The organism is Yeosuana sp. (genome assembly GCF_057126245.1).
In genome coordinates this window covers 1-5,440 of record NZ_DBNGMQ010000001.1, presented here as the reverse complement: position 1 = coordinate 5,440, position 5,440 = coordinate 1, and the positions used below count along the sequence as shown (strand labels likewise).

General features: G+C 34.0%; 5 protein-coding genes. 2 read left to right on the top strand and 3 right to left on the bottom strand.

Annotated elements, in window-relative coordinates; translation table 11 throughout:
- A partial coding sequence (locus AC15TD_RS00025) for an aldehyde dehydrogenase family protein (RefSeq protein ID WP_484450096.1) occupies nucleotides 1–818 on the bottom strand: 818 nt, incomplete at its 3' end.
- A gap of 5 nt (nucleotides 819–823) precedes the next feature.
- Nucleotides 824–1,735, bottom strand: coding sequence for a dihydrodipicolinate synthase family protein (locus tag AC15TD_RS00020; protein WP_484450095.1), 912 nt, complete (start codon nucleotides 1,733–1,735; stop codon nucleotides 824–826).
- A 133-nt stretch (nucleotides 1,736–1,868) separates the two neighbouring features.
- Here AC15TD_RS00020 and AC15TD_RS00015 point away from each other — a divergent pair, with 133 nt between their 5' ends.
- Together AC15TD_RS00015 and AC15TD_RS00010 are read left to right on the top strand one after the other, a co-directional pair.
- A complete protein-coding gene (locus AC15TD_RS00015) occupies nucleotides 1,869–2,714 on the top strand; it encodes an AraC family transcriptional regulator (RefSeq protein WP_484450094.1) in 846 nt (281 codons plus the stop codon).
- A gap of 253 nt (nucleotides 2,715–2,967) precedes the next feature.
- The gene (locus AC15TD_RS00010; protein WP_484450093.1) at nucleotides 2,968–4,533 is read left to right on the top strand and encodes an FG-GAP repeat domain-containing protein; all 1,566 of its coding nucleotides are present in this window, start codon (nucleotides 2,968–2,970) and stop codon (nucleotides 4,531–4,533) included.
- A gap of 54 nt (nucleotides 4,534–4,587) precedes the next feature.
- Here the strand turns inward: AC15TD_RS00010 and AC15TD_RS00005 are convergent.
- On the bottom strand, nucleotides 4,588–5,440 hold an 853-nt coding region (locus AC15TD_RS00005), incomplete at its 5' end, for a c-type cytochrome domain-containing protein (protein ID WP_484450092.1).

Here is a 5,440-nt window from a genome sequence, read left to right as displayed (position 1 = left end):
ATAACAACAGGATTTATACTTCCCATTTCGGCAAACACTGGGATTGGTTCTTCACGTTGTGATGCTAAATTAAAGAGCGCTCTTCCGCCTGCAATACTGCCTGTAAAGCCCACAGCTTTTACTTTTGGGTGATTCACTAGGGCCGTACCAACAATCTTACCACGTCCAACAAGATTTGAAAATACGCCATTAGGCATGCCTGTTTTTTCTGCAGCTTTAATAATGGCAGACGCAACAAGCTCTGAAGTACCTGAATGCATTTCGTGTGCTTTTATAATTACGGGACATCCAGCAGCTAAAGCACTCGCGGTATCGCCACCAGCTGTGGAATACGCTAATGGAAAATTACTAGATCCAAAAACAACAACGGGTCCTAAAGGAATGAGTGTTTTCCTAAGGTCTTCTTTTGGCATAGGTTGTCTGTCTGGGATGGCTTCGTCGATAGTGTTTTCTCTCCAGTCTTCATTTGAAACTAAATCTGCAAAAGAGCGTAATTGAAAAATGGTTCTTCCACGTTCACCAATCGCACGTCCTTCTGGCAAACCCGATTCGGTGGTATAGCAATCTATTAAGGCTTGATCTAAGGCTAAAATTTCATCAGCAATGGTATTTAAAAATGCAGCTCGTTTTTTTCCTGGTATTTTTCTGAAGGTTTTAAAGGCTTCAGAAGCTAATAGCACAGCTTCTTCGATTTCTTCAGGAGTAGCTTCAAAAAAAGGGGTTGAGTTTTCGGTATTTAGCTTTGGGTTTATTGTTTTGTGACTAATAAGCCCAGAAGCACTTAATTTATTTCCAATATAGTTTTTGCCTGTAATCATGCTGTTTATAAATTTTTATAATCTGGTAATGTTGGTCTGCTTTTCATAGCGGTGTTAATAACCTTTAAAACACGCTCTCTTTCAGTTCCCTGTAAAGGGAGTCTTGGTGCTCTAACATATTCTGTCCCTAAGCCAGTAGCTACTTCCGCTAATTTAATATTTTGTACTAATTGTGGACTCACATCGAGCTCTAATAATGGCATAAACCATGTATAAATGTCTAATGCTTCTTTAATTTTTCCTGCTTTTATAAGCTCATAAATAGCAACGGTTTCTGCTGGATATGCGCAAACTAAGCCTGCAACCCAACCATCGGCGCCAGTTACCAAGCTTTCCAACCCAAGGGTGTCGACACCAGTGAATACTTTGTAGCGATTACCAAAACGATTTTTTATACGAATAACGTTGGTGATATCTCTCGTAGATTCCTTGATGGCTTCTATGTTTTTAAATGTAGCTAATTCTTCAAACATATCTAAAGTTACTTCAATTTTATAATCTATAGGGTTATTATAAATCATAATTGGTAAAGCCGTGTTTTTTGCTATTTCTCCAAAGTAAGTCACCGTTTCAAAATCAGTCGCCTTATATCGCATGGGAGGCAATAGCATTAAGCCATGGGCACCAATAGTTTCAGCATGTTTGGCGACGGCGATAGCCTCTTTAGTACTTTGCTCAGCAATATTAATAATCACCGGGATTTTTTCCTTAGCAATAGAAAGTGTGGTTTTTATTAAAATCTCCTTTTCTTCAGGTTTTAAGGTGCTGGCTTCTCCTAAAGTTCCTCCTAAAATGATGCCGTGCACACCGGCTTCAATTTGAGCCTTAATATTTTTTTCAAATATAACGAGATCTAAGGTGTCCTCACTCGTAAATTTGGTCGTTACTGCAGGCATCACGCCTTTCCAATGTATCATAGTTGTAAAGTTATGAATCAAAAATAAATATTTTGGACCTCTTTATTTATAACATTATTAGCATAATTTAATACTATATTAACCTTTAATACTATAAAATGGCTTATTTTTAGTAATATTTACAAAGTTAGTCATGAAAGTTCTACCGTTTAAAATACCAAAACCAGAAAATGAGGGGCTTGTGTATCAAGAGGATATCGAAAGGGTATTTTACGATCAATTGCACCAACATGTTGAAATTCAAATAAGTTATATCAAAGACGGTGAAGGTGTTTTTATAGTGGGTGATACTTTAAATGATTACAAAGCTGATGATATTTTAGTGATTGGTGGGTTTGTGCCACATGTTTTTAAAAGTGATATTCATGCCAGCAGTAGGTCTAGAATGTATTCTCTTTTTTTTGATAAAACCTCTTTTGGAAATGATTTTTTTGAGCTTCCAGATATGAAAACTACCCGTCCGTTTTTTAAAAATGCTCAATATGGTATGAAGATTATGTCTCATAAAAAGACCATTATTAATGAATTTAATACCTTGAAACAGCAAAATGGTATAGAGCGCATAGCAACACTATTAAAGATTATAAATATTATTAATACATCTGAAACTATACCACTTTCTTCATTCGTTTCTAAAAAAAAGTATACCGATGATGATGGTAAGCGTATGAATGATGTTTTTAAATATGCTATGGAAACCTATCATGAGCCCATAACCTTAGAAAACATTTCGGAAATTGCTAATATGAGTAAACATGCCTTTTGCCGTTATTTTAAAAAGCGCACGAATAAAACATTTTTTCAGTTTTTAATTGAGATTCGTATTGAGAATGCTTGTAAACTTCTTTTAAGTTATCCGGATTTTTCAATTGCATCGATTTCTGAGCAATCAGGTTTCCAAAACACCGCCAATTTTAACCGAAAGTTTAAAGAAATTAAAGGGGTTACACCTTCGAATTATAAAAGTCAACCATTTTAAATGCGATCGGGATATTAAAAACGTTCAACTATTGCATCTAAATGAGTTTAAAATTTTAACCAATATAGTATTATTTGATTCCGAATCATATCAATGTAATCGCACGAATCATTTAGATTTGACAAAGTAAAGCTAAATAAAATATTAGCTTTACTTTGTGATAAAAAAGGATATTTTCGTATCACGTCTGTTATAAAGCCATATTGCATATCAGGATAAATTGTGAATAAAAAGATAGACAAATAATCAGGTTATGATAAAAATAAAAACAATAGTTCTTTTTTGGATATTGCTAGCGCTTTTTAATTGTAATAAAAAGGAATCAAAAATTTTAATACCTGAAGCAAATGATGATCATGAGTTTTGGGTCGATGAAACCACAACCTATCTTACTTTAACAAAGGAATGGACAAATCGGGTTGAAGTTGCAGATATTAATGGTGATAACATGATTGACCTACTCTTTGCTAATGGAGGCAATTATTCCGAACCAGGTTTGTTGGAATCTAGTCGGATTTTTATCAATAAAGGCCCCAATCAGAAATTTGAAGAAATTACTTCTCAAGTATTTGCAGATAGTAAATTTCTATCAAGAGTTATTAAAGTTCGAGATATCAATAAAGATTCTATCCCCGATATTATTGTAGGAACAACCTACCAAACACAAAGTGAACTTTATATTGGACTTGGAAATGGAGAATTTAAAAATGTTACTTCAAAACAATTTCCACAAATAAAGACCAGTGTTGGTGATTTAGAGTTGGGAGATGTGGATGATGACGGTGATTTAGATATGGTTTTATCAGATTGGGGTGAAGGGTCTAATATGAATAATTCTGGAGGAAGAACAATGCTTTGGTTAAATGATGGTCAAGGAAACTTTACGGATGTTACAAAAACTCAAATGCCGGAGCAATTGATTCAATTTTCCTGGGATTTAGAATTTATAGATTTCGATAATGATTTTGATCTGGATATAGCCATATCCTGCAAAAGATGTGCAACAAGTAGGATATTTGTAAATGATGGAAAAGGGTTTTTTAAGGACAAAAGACTTTTACCTGCCTATACCAATAACTATGATTTTGAAGTCATGGATATAAACAATGATGGATTTCTGGATTTGATTACCGTGAATGATGGTGATATCGTTGAAAAGGAATCTGATTCTAGAAGGGAGCATATTTTTTTAAATCAGAAAGGAAAGAAATTTATGGACGCTACCGATGCATTATGGCCGGATTCTGAAAATATAGGAAAGGATGACAATAACATTATATTTCTTGACTTTGATTCAGATAAAGACCCCGATTTTCTAATTAGTTCATTAACAGGAGAAGACCGATTGTTGGTCAATGACGGGACCGGGAAATTTAATCTATTACAGCCCGTCCTTAAAGGCGAACCCACACCGCTTACACTTTCGATGGCTTTGGGTGATATAAATAATGATAAGAAATTAGATATCATCATGGGGCAAGGGGAAGGAAAAGAAGGTATTGAAGAAAGAATTTTTATAGGTAAAGATATTGATCCGGATACGGCCTCTCCAATAATTTCCAACTATCAAATTATAGAAAATAAAATAATTGGAATACTAACAATTAAAGCAAGAATTCACGATAATAAAAGCCCCAACATGCCCCAAGACTGGAGTTCTGTGAATTTAGAAATAGAGGGAACATCTAGCCCCATTACAATGACTTGGTATGGGGAAAACTTGTGGGTCGCAAGCATCTCTAATGCTCTAGTTAATAGTCGCATTAATATTTGCGCAACGGACTACGCAGGAAATAGGGAATGTTTATCAATAAAATAATTTTTACTTTAAGAACCTCAATTAGGTTATTCCATTAAAGGATCCTATTTAATATTATTGAGCTACTTCTTGTGCAAAAACTGATTTGGCTTCAGTAACTTTTTCAAACTTAAATTCAGATATTATTTCTGCGTTTGGATAGGTCTGTGTTAATTTTGATATTTGTTCAGAAGTAACTTTAGTATTTCTGACATAAACTCTTAACGCACTTAATTTATCTAGCAGTCTTCGTAATGATTCATTATCGATTTTGGTTTCATTCAAATTAGCAGACTCGAGATGTTCAGATTTAATAAGTAAAGGAACCATACTACTGGAAAGTTTATTTTTGCTAATATCTATACGGGTCAGATATTTCATTTCATTTATATCCTTAATTAAATTATCTGATAAATTACAGTTGGATAATTTAAGAAATGTGATCTGGTTGGATACCTTATTTAGCAACTCAATTTGTTCTTTACTAATTGAATCCCCTTTAAACGCCAAATCCAGTAAAAAGTTCCTTTCCCCTAAATAATTAACTCTAAATTCAGAACTACGCAATTGAGCGATTAACCCTGCATCAAGACTGTCAACTTTCACTTTCTCATAAAAAGGTTTAGGGCTAAAATCCATGTTATAATCTCTATTGATAAGAGCAATCAGTTCTTTACTCATATTTTCAGAGTTAAATGTAGTTAAGCTATCGGCTCCATTTTCTATCCAATATCTGAGAATCTGTATATCTGTATAGCCAAACCCTGGTCCTCTTGGAGGCATCATTTTTTCGTGATTCATGGGTAAACTAACTCTTTTGAATAATTCACTATCATAAGGGTTTCCAGCCAAAATAGGTTTGTTATGATCTGCATCTGTAAATAGGCTACTATAATTTTCAAGGGCTAACCCACCTTTACTATTATTT